Source organism: Agromyces neolithicus (assembly GCF_039529735.1).
Lineage (GTDB): Bacteria > Actinomycetota > Actinomycetes > Actinomycetales > Microbacteriaceae > Agromyces > Agromyces neolithicus.
In genome coordinates this window covers 448,499-463,487 of record NZ_BAAANJ010000001.1, presented here as the reverse complement: position 1 = coordinate 463,487, position 14,989 = coordinate 448,499, and the positions used below count along the sequence as shown (strand labels likewise).

Genomic DNA, 14,989 nt, shown 5'->3' with positions numbered 1-14,989 from the left:
CCAAGCGGGGCGCGCGGCCCAGTCGAGATGCACTGAGTCGAAGGACTATTCGCGCGGCACGCCGGTCCCGCTTCGGCGCGTCGCGCAGATCGTCCTGCAATTCGGCGCCGCGCGGCGCGCTGGGCCGCGCTACGGCAGCCGGTCGACGAGCCCCGACGCGATACCTGTATACGTCGCCGGCGTGAGCGCGAGCAATCGCTGCTTCGCGTCGTCGCCGATCTCGAGGCCGTTCACGAACTCGGCCAGCTCGGTCGCGCCGACGCGCTTGCCGCGGGTGAGCTCCTTGAGCATGGCGTAGGGGTCGGCGATCGTCGAGCGACCGGCGACGACCTCGGCGCGGATGACCGTTTGGATGGCCTCGCCGAGCACCTCCCAGTTCGCGTCGAGGTCAGTGGCGAGCACGGCGAGGTCGAGGTCGATCTCGCCGAGCCCGCGCTGGATGTTGTCGAGCGCGAGCAGCGAGTGCCCGAAGCCGACGCCGATGTTGCGCTGCGCGCTCGAGTCGGTGAGGTCGCGCTGCAGGCGAGAGGTGACGAGTGTCGCGGCGAGGGAGTCGAGCACGGCCGACGAGAGCTCGAGGTTCGCCTCGGCGTTCTCGAAGCGGATGGGGTTGACCTTGTGCGGCATCGTCGACGAGCCTGTCGCGCCCGGCGCCGGGATCTGGCGGAACGCGCCGAGCGAGATGTAGGTCCAGATGTCGGTCGCCAGGTTGTGCAGCACGCGGTTGGCGTGCGAGATGCGGCTGTAGAGCTCGGCCTGCCAGTCGTGCGACTCGATCTGGGTGGTCAGCGGGTTCCAGCTGAGCCCGAGCGACTCGACGAACTCCTGAGAAACCGACGGCCACGAGACATCCGGTGCGGCGACGACGTGCGCCGAGAACGTGCCCGTCGCACCCGAGAACTTGCCGAGGTACTCGCTCGCCTCGACCTGCGCGGCGATGCGCGAGAGCCGGTAGACGAAGACCGCGAGCTCTTTGCCCATGGTCGACGGCGTCGCCGGCTGACCGTGCGTGCGTGACAGCATGGCCGCGTCGCGGTGCTCGACGGCGAGCTCGTGCAGCGCGGCGATAACGGCACGGAACTTCGGCAGCCACACCTGCTGCACGGCGTCGCGCACGGTGATGGCGTAGGAGAGGTTGTTGATGTCTTCGCTCGTGGCTGCGAAGTGGGTGAGCTCGGCGATGTGCTCGAGCCCGAGGTCGTCGAGGCGGCGGCGCACGTAGTACTCGACGGCCTTGACGTCGTGGCGGGTCGTCGCCTCGAGCGCGGCGAGCTCGTCGATGTCGGCCTGGCCGAAGTCGGTGACGACCTGCCGCAGCGCAGCCTTCTGGTTGGCCGGCAGCGGCGAAGTGCCGAAGAACCCGCGGTCGGTCTGGGCGATGAGCCACTCGATCTCGACGTGCACGCGCGCCCGGTTGAGGCCCGCCTCTGAGAGGTGCTCGCCGAGTGAACCGACCGCCGACCGGTACCGGCCGTCAAGGGGGCTGAGCGGCTGGGGAGGCAGCGAAGTCATCGGATTCCTTGTCTGAGAGCGGGAGCGAGCTGGCGGAAGAGCGCCTGAGTCGACCGTTCAATCATGCCAAGAACTCGATCGAACATCGCCGCGTCGGAGTAATAGGGGTCGGGTACATCCTGCGGGCCGCTCGGATCGCCGGCGAACTCGAGCAGCAACCGCACCTTCTGCTGCTCGGTCGTCGAGCCCGCCCAGTTGCGCAGAATGCGGGCCTGGCCGCGGTCGAACGCGACGACGAGATCGAGGGTCGGAAAGTCGGAGGCGTCGAACTGCCTGGCACGATGATGGCTGCCGTCGTACCCGGCGCGCGCGAGCGCGTCGACGGTGCGCTGGTCGGCGGGCTCGCCGACGTGCCAGTCGCCGGTCGCCGCCGACTCGATGGCGATCCGCGAGCCGAGTCCGGCGTCGTCGACGAGCGTGCGCAACACGACCTCGGCCATCGGTGAGCGGCAGATGTTGCCGGTGCACACGAACGACACCCTGAATTGCTGCGCGGCTCGACCCGTGGCCCCCGCTCGCGTCATGGGTTCCATTCTGGACGAGAACGCCGCTTCGCACAGCCCCAGTTCGGGCGCGGTAGGCGCGGTAGGCTGGCGTGCCGCGAGAGAGGGAGCGATCAGATGGCGGATGCCCCGCCGCCCGACTTCCACGTCGACGCCGAGCTCGCGGCGCGGCTGGTGTCGTCGCAGCATCCCGATCTCGCGGCTCCGCTGACCCTGGTGGCGAACGGCTGGGACAACGCGATCTTCCGCCTCGGCGACGACCTCGCGGTGCGGCTCCCCCGGCGGGTGCTCGCGGTGGCGAAGCCCCGCACAACGCGTATCGAGGCGTGCCGCTCGTGCAGCGTGACGACACGATGCGCGCCCGGTTGGCCGGTGGGCGAATGACGGATGCCTCGCGGCTGGTGTCGCTCTGGGAGCGTGCGCTCGCCGCCCCCGAGTGGTCGGGCCCGAAGCTGTGGGTGCACGGCGACCTGCATCCGGCGAACCTGCTGTTCGGGACATCCGGTCGGTTGGAAGCGGTGATCGACTTCGGCGACCTGACCGCCGGCGACCCGGCGACCGATCTCGCGACGGCGTGGCTCACGTTCGGGCCCGAGGGGCGGTGCGTGTTCCGCGCCGAGATCGAGGCGCGCATGCCGGTCGACGCCGCGACCTGGGAGCGGGCGCGCGGGTGGGCGCTCGTGATCGCGAGTGCGGTGGTCGAGGCGGCCGGAACGAGGGGCCCGCTCGGGCAGGTTGCCGCGTACGCGCTCGACCAGCTCGTCAGCCCAGCCGATTAGGGCGAGCCCGACACTGAAGCGGGGCCACTCATCCTCGACAGCTGGAGCCGGCGGCCGACCCTCCACCGGCGCAGGGCGGTCGGAGCCGCGGTCGTCGCCGTCGCAGCAGACTCGACGGCATGGATGAGACAGACCGGTTCCTCGCGCTGGTCACGGGTCGCACCGTGACCGCCGATCACGTCGGCGAGGCGGTGCACCTGCGCGCGCGCCTGCGGGCATTCCGCGATGAGGTCGAGCAGACCATGCCCGGGCTCGTCCCGCGCGCCACCGGCGGGTGGCGATCGACCGCCGCCGACCGATACGCCGAACGTCTCGTCGAGCTGCAGTCGCAGTTCGACGAGTTGCGTGTCGCCCTCGGTGCGGCCGAGACGCAGCTCGATGAACTCATCCGGCGCCTGCAGACCGAGCTCGACGAGCGTGCCGAATCGGGGAGGTACGAGTGGGCGACACGCTGACGATCTCGGGCGGTGGCGAGACCACGGTCGCGACCGACGAGCTGTTCGTCGATGCCGCGAGGCTGGGCGCGGCGGCCGGAGTGATCGACGACTGGGCGTCCCGCGCCGCCACCCTCACGACTGAACTCGACGCCGTGGCGTTCGACAGTGGCCTGGGCGGCTGGGCCGAGCCGGCACCGGCCGACGCGATGCGTCGCGTCGAGCGGGCGCTTGGTCGGTGCGGCGGCACGGCCGACGAGCTTCGGGCGGCGCTCATCGCCAGCGCCGAAACCTACGGGTGGGCCGAGCGCACCATCGACGGCTTCTGGAAGGCCGGGGGCGGGTTGCTCGCGGGAATGCTCGGCGCGCACCTGTTCTCACTGCACGGGGTGGGGCTGGCGGTCGGTCTCGGCGCGAACGTCGCATGGCGCGGTGTGTTCGGGGGGCAGACGCCGCTCGACGAGTGGGTTGCTTCTCAGCGAGGGGTGCTTTCCGATCCGATGTTCGTGCGACTGGTGAGCGTAGCCGCCGACTCGTTCGACGAGTTCATCGCCGGCGCCCGCGGTGTGCCCGGCTATGGCGCAATCGGCCAATTCGTCGGCGCGCCCGAGAGCGCGGCGGTGCTGCTCTGGCTGACTGCGCTGCTCGGCACGAAGGTGCTGGTCGACGGCCCGGTCTCGGTGACACGCGCAGTGCCCGGCGTGGGCGCACCACCGGGGCACCCGGCGGCCGCGCCGGTGCGCATGGCCGCCGCTCCGACCGGCGTCGGCGACCTCGCCAACCGGGTGCCGTCGGGTGACGGACCACAGATCCGCATCGAGCGGTACGGCGAGCCCGACGAACCTCGCTGGGTCGTGTACGTCAGCGGCACGGTCGAATCGTCGCTCGTCGCGGGCGACGAGCCGTTCGATATGTCGGCCAATGTCTTCGGTATCGCTGATGACTCGTGGATCGACGAACTGCGCACCGCGGGTGCCGAGTCGGGTGCGGGCGAGCGGGCGGTGCGGCAGGCGATGGAGGCGGCTGGGGTCTCCCCCGGCGACCCCGTGATGCCCGTCGGGCACTCGGGCGGCGGCATCATCGCGGCGAAGCTCGCGGCCGACCCTGAGCTGAACATCGTCGGGGCGGTCAACCTCGGTGGTCCCGTCGCGTCGGCGCCGACGATCGAGAGCGTGCCCGTGCTCTCGATCGAGCACGACGAAGACATCGTTCCGGCGGTCGGCGGGTCGGGACATCCGTCTGACGAACGCCTCACCGTCTCACGCAGCGTGCTCGAAGGGGGCACCGAGTACGACTCGGCCCTGCCGGCGCACGAACTGGCCCGCTATCGCGCGACGGCCGCCCTGATCGACGAGTCCGACGAGCAGCGTCTTACGGCGTTCCGCGAACTCGTGGGATTCACGGGCGGCGGCACCGGCGACGTGACCGAATGGAAGGCGACCCGCGACGTCAGCTCTTCGACGGACGCACGATGAGCCCGATGAGCCAGCTGATCAGGCCGAGCACGAGTGCCCCGAGCACGCCCCACCAGAAGCTCTCGACGACGAGCCCGAAGCCGAGCAGGTCGCTGATCCAGTCGACGAGCAACAGCAGCAGGCCGTTCACGATGAACGAGATGAGGCCGAGCGTCAGCACATAGACGGGGAACGCGACGATTCTGATGAACGTGCCGACGATCGCGTTCACGAGGCCGAAGATGAGGGCCACGAGCAGGTAGGTGAGCACGGTCGCGAGCTGCGTGTTCTCGTATGGCACCACTCGCACACCCGAGACGATGAACGTCGTGAGCCAGAGGGCGAACGCGACGACGATGACCTTGACGATGAACCGCATGGGTTCAACTCTGGCAGAGAGGTGCGGCGGGGCGAAGGGGTACGGTGGAAATCGTGACCGCACCGGAGCAGCCAGGCGCGAGCGTTCGACTCCGCCCCGAGATCGCCGCCCTTCCCGCATACCGTCAGGGGCGCCCGGCCCCAGCCGACGGCTTCAAGCTCTCGAGCAACGAGAATCCGCACGAGCCGTTGCCCGGCGTCGTCGAGGCCGTCGCCGCGAGCGCGCACGAGATCAACCGGTACCCCGACGCCACGGCGCTCGCCGTGCGTGAGCGCATCGCCGAGCGGTTCGGCGTCACCGCCGACGAGGTCATCGTCGGGGCGGGCTCGGTGTCGCTCATCGCCCAGTTCATCACCGCGGCGGCAGCGCCAGGCGACGAGGTCGTCTACTCGTGGCGCTCGTTCGAGGCCTACCCGGGGCTCGTCACCGTCGCCGGTGCGACCAGCGTGCGGGTGCCCAATCGCCCCGACCACGGGCACGACCTCGATGCCATGGCGGCCGCGGTCACTGACCGCACGCGGGTGGTCATCGTCTGCTCGCCGAACAATCCCACCGGCACGGTCGTCACGGCCGACGAGTTCGAGCGGTTCATGGTCGCAGTGCCCGACGACCTGCTCGTGCTGCTCGACGAGGCGTACATCGAATTCGTCCGTGATGAAGCATCCGTCGACGGCCGCACCCTCATCGGCCGCTACCCGAACCTCGTGATCCTGCGCACGTTCTCGAAGGCCTACGGCCTCGCGGGGCTGCGCGTCGGATACGCGATCGGACCCATCGCGATCCTCGACGCCGCCCGCTCGACGGCGATCCCGCTGAGCGTCACCGCCGCATCGGCGGCCGGCGCGATCGCGTCGCTCGACGCCGAGTCCGAGCTGCTCGAGCGTGTCGACGTGATCGTCGAGCGCCGCGACCGCCTGCGCGCGGCGCTCATCGCCCAGGGCTGGGCGATTCCGCAGGCACAGGGCAACTTCGTCTGGCTGCCCAGCGGTAATGACACGGCGGCCGTCGCCGAGCGACTGTTCGACGCCGGGCTGGTGACGCGGGCCTTCCCGCCCGACGGCATCAGGGTGTCGATCGGTGAGGAGGCCTCTGTCGAAATCCTCCTCAGGATTCTGGGTGAGCTTGTACCGGCTTCACAAGAAGGGGCTGCCGACTAGCGGGTAGCGTGGAACGGTGCCAGCCCGCGAGAGAGACTTCACCGCGCCGACGGTCCAGCTGCTGACCCCCGAGGGCGAGCTGCGTGCGACGCCCGAGGCCGAGGCCTATCTTCCCCTCGTAGAGGCGCTCGACGACGCCACCCTGCAGCGGTTCCACCGTGACATGACGGTGTCACGTCGACTCGATGTCGCCGGTGCAAACCTGCAGCGGCAGGGCCAGCTCGCGCTCTGGGTGCCGAGCCTCGGGCAAGAAGCCGCCCAGGTCGGTTCGGCGCACGCCGCTCGCCCCCAAGACCACATCTTCCCCTCGTACCGCGAGCACATCGTCGGCATGATCCGCGGCCTCGACCCGGTGCGCATTCTCGCGCTGTTCCGCGGCGCGACCCTCGGCGGCTGGAACCCCGAGGAGAACGGCAACTTCCACCTCTACACGCTCGTGCTCGCGTCGCAGACGCTGCACTCCACCGGCTACGCCATGGGGCTGCAGTTCGACGGCGCCGCGGCGACCGGCGACCCCGAGGTCGACGCGGCCGTGCTCGTGTACTACGGTGACGGCTCGACGTCGCAGGGTGACGCCAACGAGGCGCTCGTGTTCGCCTCGAGCTACCAGACGCCCCAGGTGTTCTTCATCCAGAACAACCAGTGGGCCATCTCGGTTCCCGTGTCGCGCCAGTCGCGCAGCCCGCTCTCGCTGCGCGGCGGCGGCTTCGGCATGCCGGGCGTGCGCATCGACGGCAACGACGTGCTCGCGAGCTACGCCGTCACGCGCCAGTCGCTCGAAGAGGCACGCGCCGGCGATGGGCCGAGCCTGATCGAGGCGCTCACCTACCGCATGGGCGCGCACACCACCGCCGACGACCCCACGAAGTACCGCACCGATGCCGAGGTCGAATACTGGCAGCAGCGCGACCCGATCGCGCGCTACCGCACCTGGCTCGAGAGCCGGGGCGCATCGGCGGCGTTCTTCGCCGAGGTCGACGAAGAGGCAGCGGATGTCGCAGCCGACGTGCGGCGTCGAGCGCTCGAGATCACCGTTCCGACGCGTGAGAAGATCTTCGCCCACGTCTACAGCGAGCCGCACCCGCTCATGGCCGAACAGGCCGCGTGGCTCGACGAGTTCGAGAACTCGTTCGACGGAGACGCGGAATGAGCGCCGGCATCGATCAGGAGGTTCGCGTGACGGATGCTGCGGACGGAGTTTCGGGTCTCGAGACGCCTTCGGCGCCTCAACCGGCCGATGCGGGCGAGATGCGCGGGGTGCACACCCTCTCGATGGCGAAAGCCATCAACGCCGGCCTCCGCGAGGCGCTGCTCGGCGACGAGAAGGTGCTCCTCATGGGAGAGGACATCGGACCGCTCGGCGGTGTGTTCCGTGTCACCGAGGGGCTCTCGGCCGAGTTCGGCGACCGGCGCGTGCTCGACACCCCGCTCGCCGAGTCGGCCATCGTCGGCAGTGCGATCGGGCTCGCGATGCGCGGCTACCGGCCGGTCATCGAGATCCAGTTCGACGGATTCATCTTCCCGGCCTTCGACCAGATCACGACGCAGCTCGCGCGCCAGACCCTGCGCCACGACGGCACCATCTCGATGCCGATCGTCATCCGCGTGCCGTACGGCGGTCACATCGGCTCGATCGAGCATCACCAAGAGAGCCCCGAGGCGTATTTCGCGCACACTCCGGGCCTGCGCGTGGTCAGTCCGTCGAGCCCGCACGACGCGTACTGGATGATTCAAGAGGCGATCGCCTCGAACGACCCGGTGCTGTTCTTCGAACCCAAGAGCCGCTACTGGCCGAAAGGCCCCGTCGACCTCGACCACTCGGGGCTTCCCCTGCACGCGAGCCGTGTGGTGCGGCAGGGCACCGACGTCACCCTCGTCGGTCACGGCGCCATGGTCTCGACCCTGCTGCAGGCGGCAGACATCGCGGCCGAAGAGGGCCGCAGCCTCGAGGTCGTCGACCTTCGATCGCTCTCCCCCATCGACTACGGCCCGCTGCTCGACTCGGTCAACCGCACCGGCCGGCTCGTCGTGGCCCAAGAGGCGTACGGCAACGTCTCGATCGGATCCGAGATCGCGGCGACGGTCGCCGAGCGGGCGTTCTATTCGCTCGAAGCGCCGGTGCTGAGGGTGTCGGGCTTCGACACGCCGTTCCCGCCGGCCGCACTCGAGACCGAGTTCCTGCCGAGCCCCGACCGGGTGCTCGAGGCGGTCGACCGAGCACTGGCCTACTGAACACGACCGCACATGTCGCAAGCGGCATAACTCGACTGCGAGGGTAGAAGACAGATATGAGCGAGATCCGATTCCCCCTCCCAGATGTCGGCGAGGGCCTCACCGAGGCTGAGATCGTGCAATGGCGTGTCGCCCCAGGCGATCGCATCGTGCTCGACCAGGTCTTCGTCGAGATCGAGACGGCCAAGTCGCTCGTCGAGTTGCCGAGCGCGTTCGAGGGCGTGGTGTCCGAGCTGCTGGTCGATGAGGGCAAGACGGTCGACGTCGGCACACCGATCCTGGTGATACAGACGGATGTCCCGGCCGCGGCCGACTCGTCAGCGCCGACCGCGCCCGTGTCTGAAGGTGGTCTCGATACACCGGCTTCGCCGCCTACTCGACCGACGGGCGGAGCCGACGAGGGCGGCGCGGTTCTCGTCGGGCACGGCGCATCGGGCCCGGTGAGCACTCGCCGGCGCCGTCACCCCTCCCCCGCCGGTGCGCACACGACGTTGGCCGCGCCGCCCGCGCCCGGTCCTGCAGCGCCCGCGCCCACCACCGTGTCCTCGGCCTCGGTGGTGCCGGCTGCGCCGGCCGGTGCGACGCCGGCTGCGACATCCGCCCCTCGCACCGAGGCAACTGCCGAGCCGCACGTTCCCGTGATCGCGAAGCCGCCCATCCGCAAGCTCGCGAAAGACCTGGGCGTCGACCTGTCTCGGGTCACCGCGACCGGCCCGATCGGCGACATCACGCGCGACGACGTCATTCGTGAGGCGAGCCAGGCCAGCGTGTTCCGCAACATCCAGACGCCCGAGGCGCCCGCCGACCGCGAGACCCGCATCCCCGTCAAGGGCGTGCGCAAGGCGATCGCGAGAGCGATGGTGCAGAGCGCATTCCAAGCGCCGCATGTCTCGGTCTTCGTCGACGTCGACGCGACGCGCACCATGGAGTACCTGAAGCGGCTGAAGGCGTCACCCGACTACGCCGGCATCAAGATCTCTCCGCTGCTCATCATGGCGAAGGCGATGATCTGGGCGGTGCGCCGCAACCCGACCGTCAACGCGCAGTGGACCGATGACGAGATCATCGTCAAGCACTACGTGAACCTCGGCATCGCCGCGGCCACGCCGCGCGGGCTCATCGTGCCCAACGTGAAGAACGCGCAGGACATGTCGATGGTCGAGCTCGCGGCCGCACTCGAGCAGCTGACCCTCACCGCCCGCGAGGGCAAGACGCAGCCCGCCGAGATGCAGGGCGGCACGATCACGATCACGAACATCGGCGTCTTCGGCATGGACACGGGCACGCCCATCCTGAACCCGGGCGAGGTCGGCATCGTCGCGCTCGGCACGATCAAGCAGAAGCCGTGGGTCGTCGACGGCGAGGTGCGGCCGCGCTACGTGACCACGATCGGCGGGTCGTTCGACCACCGCGTCGTCGACGGCGACGTGGTGTCGCGGTTCGTCGCCGACGTCGCGTCGATCATCGAGGAGCCGGCGCTGCTGCTCGAGTAGCGCGCGCATCCCCGCCTGCGCCCCGCGCACCGCACTCGCGCCTGCGAGATTCGTTCAGGGGGTGCTTTCGCGCCAGAATCCGGCCCGAAAGCGCACCGGAATGGCGGGAAAGCACCCCCGGAACGGAGGGCGCGAACGCGCGGAACTGGATCCGGCCGCTAGAGGCGCAGTTCGTAGGTGATCGCGTCGGGTGTGCGCGATGCTTCGGCGAATCCGGCGCCTTCGAGCGCGCGGCGCGCGGGAAGGTTCGAGACCTCGGTCTCGGCGCGTGCCACGCGGGCACCGGTCGACCGGGCGAGGTCGACGGTCGCGGCGACCGCGTGCTGCGACAGGCCCTCGCCGCGCACGGCGGGCACGAGCCCGAACACGAACTCGACGACGCCGTCGCCGCCGGGCGGGCCGAACAGGTTCACTCCCCCGATGGCCGCGCCGTCGCGGCCGCGCCGCACGAGGTAGGGGCCGAAGGGGGCCGGATCGCCGTTCTCCTGGACCGCGCGCACGTACTCCGAGAGCAGTTCGGGCTCATCGGTGAACGCGTAGGCGCCCTCCCACCCGTCGTGCGGGTCGACCTCGCCGGCGAGCATGCGCTGCGCGTCGTCGGGGGTGAACGGATGCAACGTGATGGGGGTCGTCGTCGTATCCACGTACTTCACTCTTGCATGGACCTGCGACACTTGCCAGCCTTCTCCACAGGATGACGTGGACGCACGAGGTCTCGATACGCGTGCTCCTTCGTCGCTCGCTACTCGACCGGCGGGCGACTACTGGTTTTGACAATCATTATCAATAAGCGTACGTTCGAAGCATGAGCCGCCTCCGACGACCCGATGCGACCCGTCCGATGCGACTGTTGATCGCCGGCGGCACTCTGGCCGCGGCCGCGCTCGTGCTCGCGGGTTGCGCCAGCCCCGGGACATCCGCAAGCCGAGCCGAAGGCCCGGCGATCGTGGCGACGACGACGCAGGTCGGCGACTTCACGCGTGAACTCGTGGGTTCGTCGGCCGAGGTGACCCAGCTGCTCACACCCGGGCAGGGGGCGCACGGATTCGACCCGTCGGCCGGGCAGCTGCTCGCCCTGGCGGGCGCCGACGCCGTCGTCGTCAACGGCGGCGGGCTCGAGAGCTGGCTCGACGACGCGATCGACGCCTCGGGGTTCGACGGCGTGCTCATCGACGCCAGCGAGGGCATCGAGCTGTTCGGCACCGCAGACCACGGCGACGATCACGCAGACCAAGCTGACCATGCCGACGATCACGGCGACCACGCTGACCATGCCGACGACCACGCGGCCCACGACCATGGCGACGGCAACCCGCACATCTGGACCGACCCCGAGCTCGCCGAACGTATGGTCGACAACATCGCCCACGGTCTCGCCGAGGTGCCGGGTGTCGATGCCGCCGAGATCGAGGAGAACGAGCGCGACTACGCAGCACAGCTCGACGCGCTCGATGCGTGGATCAGCGAGAACGTGGCCACGGTGCCCGTCGAGCGGCGACTGCTCGTGACCAATCACGACGCGTTCACCTACTTCGTCGACGCCTACGACGTCACGTTCATCGGAAGCATCATCCCGAGCTTCGACGACAATGCAGAGCCGAGCGCCGCCGAGATCGATGAGCTGGTGGCGAAGATCCGCGACACGGGTGTCGATGCGGTGTTCTCAGAGGCCTCGATCTCGCCCAAGGCGGCCAAGACGATCGCGGCCGAGTCAGGCGTCTCGGTGTACTCGGGCGACGACGCGCTGTATGGCGACTCGCTCGGCCAGCCGGGCAGCGAGGGCGAGACCTACGTCGGCAGCCAGGTGCACAACGCGCGGCTGATCCTCGAATCGTGGGGCGTCGAGCCTTCCACGCTCCCTGCGGCCCTGCAAGGATGACGCCATGACCGACTCACCTGTGCTGCGGCTGGTCGATGCCGCGTTCACGCATCCCGGGGGCGGGGGTGTCAGTGGTCTGCGTCTCGAGATCGCCGCCGGTGAGGCGGTGGCACTGATCGGCCCGAACGGCGCCGGCAAGTCGACCCTGCTGAAGGGCATTCTCGGGCTGGTGCCGCGTACCGCGGGATCGATCGAGATCGGCGGCATGCCCGGTGACACGCAGGCACATGCCCGACACGGCATAGTCTCGTTCCTGCCGCAGTCGGCCGACCTCGACCCCGACTTCCCCATCAGCCTCGAACAGGTCGTCATGCAGGGTCGCTACCGCGGGCTCGGTCTCTTCCGCTGGCCGGGCCGCGCCGACCGTGCCGCCGTGCGCCGCGCCCTCGCGTCGGTCGGCCTCGACTCGCTCGGCGCGCGCCCGTTCGGCGAGCTCTCGGGCGGCCAGCGTCAGCGCGGGCTGCTGGCCCGCGCCCTCGCCTCCGAGCCGCGACTGCTGCTGCTCGACGAGCCGTTCAACGGTCTCGACCAGCCGAATCGCGATGCCTTGGTCGACACCATCCGCTCGCTCAAGCGCGACGGGGTCGCGGTGCTCGTCTCGACACACGACCTCGAGCTCGCTCGGCTCGTATGCGATTCGGTCGTGCTCGTGAACGGCACGCAAGTCTCGTGCGGACCGGTCGACGAGGTGCTCACGCTCGGCAACATCCAGGAGTGCTTCGAGGGCGTCGAGGTCGAGATCGACGAGCACACCGTCGTCGTGCCAGGTCACGAGGGTCATTGATGCCGCCGTCGGCATACGCCGAGACGGCGTGGGGGAGTGCGATCGGATGTCCCTGACCGACGCGCTCTTCGCCGCGTTCTCGATCCCGTTCATGGGCCGGGCGCTGCTCGTGATGCTCGTGCTCGCCGTCGTCGCGGGCGTGGTCGGCGTGCTCGTGAACCTGCGCGGTCTCGAGTTCATCAGTGACGGCCTGACGCACGCGGTCTTCCCGGGCCTCGCGATCGGCCTCGTGGTCGGAGGAACCGCGGGCCTCGTGCCCGGGGCGACGATCGCGGCGCTGGCCGGTGCGGTCGCCCTGACCTGGCTCGACCGGGCCGGAATCACCGCCGACGCCGCGATCGCCATCGTGCTGACGGCGACGTTCAGCATCGGCGTGATCGTGGTGTCGAAGAGCGACGACTACACCGGTGCGCTCGAGGCGCTGCTGTTCGGGCGGGTGCTCACGATCCCGCCCGGCGAGGTCGTGCCGCTCGTGGTCGTGAGCCTGATTGCGCTCGCGGCGACCGCAGTGACGCTGAAGCAGCAGTTGTTCCGCGCGTTCGACGCGCGGGGAAGCCGGGCGGCCGGCAACTCGCCGCTCACACTCGACCTCGTGCTGAACGCGTCGATCGCGCTGGTCGTGGTCGCCGCCGCCAGCACGATCGGCACCCTGCTCGTGCTGGCGTTGCTGATCGTGCCCGGCGCGGTGGCGCGGCTGACCACGCGCCGGCTGTGGTGGCTCTTCCCGATCGCTGCACTCTTCGCCGCCGTCGGCTCGTGGCTCGGTCTCGCCGCCGGATTCGCGTTGTCGGTCGGCGCCGGCGTCGACCTTCCGGCCGGGGCGACGATCGTCGGGGTGTTCGTGGTCGGGTACGCGTTGGTGCTGCTGGGGTCGTTCGCGGCCGGGCGTATACGTGCGGGTCTCGATACGCGTCCTCCTTCGTCGGGCGCTACTCGACCGACGGTTGTTCCTTCGTCGGGCGCGCCTACTCGATCGGCGGTCGGTGCCGCGGGGGAGGGGCGCTGATGGGCTACTTCGAGCGCGCGCTCCTCGCCGCGGTGGTGATCGGCGCCGGGGCCGGATTCGTCGGCGCCCTCGTGGTGCTGCGCCGCCGCACCTTCTTCGCCCAGGCGCTCACCCACGGCACCTACCCCGGTGCCGTGGCCGCTGCAGCACTCGGCGTGAGCGTGCCCGCGGGCGCGGCAGCGGCATCCGTCATTCTCGTCGCGGTCATGGCCGGCATCGCGCGTATTCGGCAGCAGGGCGCCCAGGTCGCAGCCGGCATCGTGCTCACCGGTGGATTCGCCGCTGGGGCGCTGCTGCAGGCGATGATTCCCGGACTCCCCGTGCAGGCGGAATCACTGCTCGTCGGCTCGATCCTCACCGTGAGCGACGCCGATATCGCGCTCGCCGCCGCCGTCGCGCTGATCGCCTTCATCGCGGTCGCGTTCGTCGGCAAGGAGATCGCCTTCTCGACCTTCGACCCCGCCGGGTTCCGGGCCGCGGGCTACCGCGAGTGGCCGGTCGACCTGCTCGTGCTCGCCCTGACCGCCGCAACCGTCGTCAGCGCCCTCCCCGCGGTCGGTGCGATCCTCGCCATCGCCCTCATCGCGGCCCCGGCCGCGGGCGCGCGCCTCGTCGTCGGCTCGTTCCGCGGAGTGCTGCTCGCGGCGCCGGTGATCGGCGCGGCATCGGGCGTGATCGGCGTGCTCGCATCGCGGGCGTACGCGGTCGCGGCAGGACCGGCCATCGCCTTGGCGGCCACCGCCTTCTTCCTGCTCGCCTTGGGAATCTCCAAGGTGCGGGGGCTACCGTGGAAGCGAGTCGACATTCCCGTCGAGACCGCAGAGGACGCACGAATCGCATGAAACGCAACACGTGGCAACGCGAGGCGGTCCGCGAGGCGCTCGACGCCACCGAGGGCTTCATCAGCGCCCAGGCGCTGCACTCCACGCTGCATGCGAGCGGATCGCCCATCGGCCTCGCCACGGTGTACCGGGCGCTCGGCGACCTCGCCACGAGCGGTGAGGCAGATTCCCTGCAATCCCCCGAGGGCGAGTCGCTCTACCGTGCCTGCACCACGACCGCGCACCACCACCACCTCATCTGCCGCAACTGCGGGCTCACCGTAGAGATCGAGGCCGACGAGGTCGAGGCGTGGGCGAAGCGCGTGGCCGCACGCCACGGCTTCACGCAGGCGGCACACGTGGTCGACGTCTTCGGCCTGTGCGAGAACTGCACGAGGCTCGCGGCGGGGGAGTGACCGGGGCGCGCAGCGGGGGCGTGGGGCGACGGCGCCGCATACGCGGTACGCGTTTCCAGCGTCGAACAGTCGACTTTCACCAGCGAGTGTGATTAGTCTGGCCAAGCCTGCGGCGCCGCCGGCGTCGAACGGGCCTTCGA

Annotated in this window: 17 protein-coding genes; 13 read left to right on the top strand and 4 right to left on the bottom strand. The window is 70.0% G+C overall.

What is annotated here, in order from left to right; all coding sequences use genetic code 11:
• Nucleotides 1-129: 129 nt before the first annotated feature.
• Complete coding sequence (gene purB, locus ABD164_RS02210; protein ID WP_344292950.1) at nucleotides 130-1,512, bottom strand: adenylosuccinate lyase; 1,383 nt, start codon at nucleotides 1,510-1,512, stop codon at nucleotides 130-132.
• Nucleotides 1,509-2,036 (bottom strand): low molecular weight protein-tyrosine-phosphatase, encoded by a 528-nt coding sequence (locus ABD164_RS02205; RefSeq protein WP_344292948.1) that lies wholly within the window; start codon nucleotides 2,034-2,036, stop codon nucleotides 1,509-1,511. The genes purB and ABD164_RS02205 overlap by 4 nt, the downstream gene beginning before the upstream one ends.
• A gap of 96 nt (nucleotides 2,037-2,132) precedes the next feature.
• On the opposite strand from ABD164_RS02205, the gene ABD164_RS02200 reads away from it, so the two are divergent.
• The 4 genes from ABD164_RS02200 to ABD164_RS02185 all read left to right on the top strand — a co-directional run bounded on the left by ABD164_RS02200 (nucleotide 2,133) and on the right by ABD164_RS02185 (nucleotide 4,703).
• Entirely contained in the window at nucleotides 2,133-2,399 is a 267-nt protein-coding gene (locus ABD164_RS02200) for a hypothetical protein (RefSeq protein WP_344292946.1), read from the top strand.
• Nucleotides 2,351-2,794 (top strand): phosphotransferase, encoded by a 444-nt coding sequence (locus tag ABD164_RS02195; protein WP_344292944.1) that lies wholly within the window; start codon nucleotides 2,351-2,353, stop codon nucleotides 2,792-2,794. Before ABD164_RS02200 ends, ABD164_RS02195 begins: the two co-directional genes overlap by 49 nt.
• A 119-nt stretch (nucleotides 2,795-2,913) precedes the next feature.
• On the top strand, nucleotides 2,914-3,249 hold the full coding sequence (locus ABD164_RS02190) for a hypothetical protein (protein ID WP_344292942.1): 336 nt from the start codon (nucleotides 2,914-2,916) through the stop codon (nucleotides 3,247-3,249).
• On the top strand, nucleotides 3,234-4,703 hold the full coding sequence (locus ABD164_RS02185) for an alpha/beta fold hydrolase (RefSeq protein ID WP_344292940.1): 1,470 nt from the start codon (nucleotides 3,234-3,236) through the stop codon (nucleotides 4,701-4,703). The genes ABD164_RS02190 and ABD164_RS02185 overlap by 16 nt, the downstream gene beginning before the upstream one ends.
• Here ABD164_RS02185 and ABD164_RS02180 read toward each other — a convergent pair.
• Complete coding sequence (locus ABD164_RS02180) at nucleotides 4,678-5,061, bottom strand: phage holin family protein (protein WP_344292938.1); 384 nt, start codon at nucleotides 5,059-5,061, stop codon at nucleotides 4,678-4,680. The two genes, ABD164_RS02185 and ABD164_RS02180, sit on opposite strands and share 26 nt — an antisense overlap.
• A 50-nt stretch (nucleotides 5,062-5,111) precedes the next feature.
• On the opposite strand from ABD164_RS02180, the gene ABD164_RS02175 reads away from it, so the two are divergent.
• The 4 genes from ABD164_RS02175 (at nucleotide 5,112) to ABD164_RS02160 (ending at nucleotide 9,943) form a co-directional block, all read left to right on the top strand.
• The gene (locus ABD164_RS02175; RefSeq protein ID WP_344293379.1) at nucleotides 5,112-6,218 is read left to right on the top strand and encodes a histidinol-phosphate transaminase; all 1,107 of its coding nucleotides are present in this window, start codon (nucleotides 5,112-5,114) and stop codon (nucleotides 6,216-6,218) included.
• A gap of 16 nt (nucleotides 6,219-6,234) precedes the next feature.
• Nucleotides 6,235-7,368 carry a thiamine pyrophosphate-dependent dehydrogenase E1 component subunit alpha gene (locus ABD164_RS02170; protein WP_344292936.1) on the top strand — a complete coding sequence of 378 codons (1,134 nt, stop codon included), beginning with the start codon at nucleotides 6,235-6,237 and terminating at the stop codon, nucleotides 7,366-7,368.
• Between the two features lie 98 nt (nucleotides 7,369-7,466).
• Entirely contained in the window at nucleotides 7,467-8,450 is a 984-nt protein-coding gene (locus ABD164_RS02165) for an alpha-ketoacid dehydrogenase subunit beta (protein ID WP_344293377.1), read from the top strand.
• 56 nt (nucleotides 8,451-8,506) lie between these two features.
• Nucleotides 8,507-9,943 (top strand): dihydrolipoamide acetyltransferase family protein, encoded by a 1,437-nt coding sequence (locus tag ABD164_RS02160; RefSeq protein ID WP_344292934.1) that lies wholly within the window; start codon nucleotides 8,507-8,509, stop codon nucleotides 9,941-9,943.
• Between the two features lie 158 nt (nucleotides 9,944-10,101).
• On the opposite strand, the gene ABD164_RS02155 is transcribed toward ABD164_RS02160, so the two are convergent.
• A complete protein-coding gene (locus ABD164_RS02155) occupies nucleotides 10,102-10,587 on the bottom strand; it encodes a GNAT family N-acetyltransferase (protein WP_344292932.1) in 486 nt (161 codons plus the stop codon).
• Between the two features lie 161 nt (nucleotides 10,588-10,748).
• On the opposite strand from ABD164_RS02155, the gene ABD164_RS02150 reads away from it, so the two are divergent.
• From ABD164_RS02150 to ABD164_RS02130, 5 genes are read left to right on the top strand one after another with little or no spacing between them, the layout of a single operon-like run.
• Nucleotides 10,749-11,822: a metal ABC transporter substrate-binding protein gene (locus ABD164_RS02150; protein ID WP_344292930.1), complete on the top strand. Its 1,074-nt coding sequence runs from the start codon at nucleotides 10,749-10,751 to the stop codon at nucleotides 11,820-11,822.
• Nucleotides 11,823-11,826: 4 nt separating this feature from the next.
• Nucleotides 11,827-12,606, top strand: coding sequence for a metal ABC transporter ATP-binding protein (locus tag ABD164_RS02145; protein WP_344292928.1), 780 nt, complete (start codon nucleotides 11,827-11,829; stop codon nucleotides 12,604-12,606).
• A 46-nt stretch (nucleotides 12,607-12,652) separates the two neighbouring features.
• On the top strand, nucleotides 12,653-13,612 hold the full coding sequence (locus ABD164_RS02140) for a metal ABC transporter permease (protein WP_344292926.1): 960 nt from the start codon (nucleotides 12,653-12,655) through the stop codon (nucleotides 13,610-13,612).
• Entirely contained in the window at nucleotides 13,612-14,454 is an 843-nt protein-coding gene (locus tag ABD164_RS02135) for a metal ABC transporter permease (RefSeq protein ID WP_344292925.1), read from the top strand. Before ABD164_RS02140 ends, ABD164_RS02135 begins: the two co-directional genes overlap by 1 nt.
• On the top strand, nucleotides 14,451-14,849 hold the full coding sequence (locus tag ABD164_RS02130; protein WP_344292923.1) for a Fur family transcriptional regulator: 399 nt from the start codon (nucleotides 14,451-14,453) through the stop codon (nucleotides 14,847-14,849). Before ABD164_RS02135 ends, ABD164_RS02130 begins: the two co-directional genes overlap by 4 nt.
• Nucleotides 14,850-14,989 lie beyond the last annotated feature (140 nt).

What these genes read in the sequence shown, in the direction of transcription:
- purB (WP_344292950.1), bottom strand. Translation starts at nt 1,512, where the DNA reads ATGACTTCGCTGCCTCCCCAGCCGCTCAGCCCCCTTGACGGCCGGTAC.
- ABD164_RS02205 (WP_344292948.1), bottom strand. Translation starts at nt 2,036, where the DNA reads ATGACGCGAGCGGGGGCCACGGGTCGAGCCGCGCAGCAATTCAGGGTG.
- ABD164_RS02200 (WP_344292946.1), top strand. Translation starts at nt 2,133, where the DNA reads ATGGCGGATGCCCCGCCGCCCGACTTCCACGTCGACGCCGAGCTCGCG.
- ABD164_RS02190 (WP_344292942.1), top strand. Translation starts at nt 2,914, where the DNA reads ATGGATGAGACAGACCGGTTCCTCGCGCTGGTCACGGGTCGCACCGTG.
- ABD164_RS02180 (WP_344292938.1), bottom strand. Translation starts at nt 5,061, where the DNA reads ATGCGGTTCATCGTCAAGGTCATCGTCGTCGCGTTCGCCCTCTGGCTC.
- ABD164_RS02165 (WP_344293377.1), top strand. Translation starts at nt 7,467, where the DNA reads ATGCGCGGGGTGCACACCCTCTCGATGGCGAAAGCCATCAACGCCGGC.
- ABD164_RS02160 (WP_344292934.1), top strand. Translation starts at nt 8,507, where the DNA reads ATGAGCGAGATCCGATTCCCCCTCCCAGATGTCGGCGAGGGCCTCACC.
- ABD164_RS02150 (WP_344292930.1), top strand. Translation starts at nt 10,749, where the DNA reads ATGAGCCGCCTCCGACGACCCGATGCGACCCGTCCGATGCGACTGTTG.
- ABD164_RS02145 (WP_344292928.1), top strand. Translation starts at nt 11,827, where the DNA reads ATGACCGACTCACCTGTGCTGCGGCTGGTCGATGCCGCGTTCACGCAT.
- ABD164_RS02140 (WP_344292926.1), top strand. Translation starts at nt 12,653, where the DNA reads ATGTCCCTGACCGACGCGCTCTTCGCCGCGTTCTCGATCCCGTTCATG.
- ABD164_RS02135 (WP_344292925.1), top strand. Translation starts at nt 13,612, where the DNA reads ATGGGCTACTTCGAGCGCGCGCTCCTCGCCGCGGTGGTGATCGGCGCC.
- ABD164_RS02130 (WP_344292923.1), top strand. Translation starts at nt 14,451, where the DNA reads ATGAAACGCAACACGTGGCAACGCGAGGCGGTCCGCGAGGCGCTCGAC.